Source organism: Streptomyces sp. SID486 (assembly GCF_009865385.1).
In the GTDB taxonomy this organism is placed as follows: domain Bacteria; phylum Actinomycetota; class Actinomycetes; order Streptomycetales; family Streptomycetaceae; genus Streptomyces.
On sequence record NZ_WWJT01000295.1, the window covers coordinates 1 to 503 of the forward strand.

Here is a 503-nt window from a genome sequence, read left to right on the forward strand (position 1 = left end):
TTCGACTCGTTGACGGCGGTGGAGCTGCGCAACCGGCTCAACACGGCCACCGGACTGCGACTGCCCGCCACCCTGATCTTCGACTACCCCAGCAGCGCCGCGCTCGGTGACCACATCAAGCAGCAGCTCCTCGAAGGCGAGACGGCGACGGCCGACGGTGCGGACGCCGCGTCCCGGGCCGGCACCGGCGTGGCCGGGGCGCCCGCCACCGACGACGATCCCGTCGCGATCGTCGCGATGAGCTGCCGCTACCCCGGCGGGGTGACCTCCCCCGACGAGCTGTGGCAACTGATCACGTCCGGCGGGGACGCGATCGGCGGACTGCCCACCGACCGCGGCTGGGACATCGAGGGCATCTACGACCCCGACCCCGACGCCCCGGGCAAGACGTACGTCCGCCAGGGAGGCTTCCTCTACGACGCCGCCGCCTTCGACCCCGCGTTCTTCGGGATCTCGCCGCGTGAGGCAGCCGCGATGGACCCGCAGCAGCGGCTGCTGCTGGA

General features: G+C 72.4%; 1 protein-coding gene. It reads left to right on the plus strand.

What is annotated here, in order from left to right; genetic code table 11:
- Positions 1-503: acyl carrier protein (locus GT045_RS13895; protein ID WP_161334350.1), on the plus strand; the 503-nt coding region annotated here is incomplete at both ends.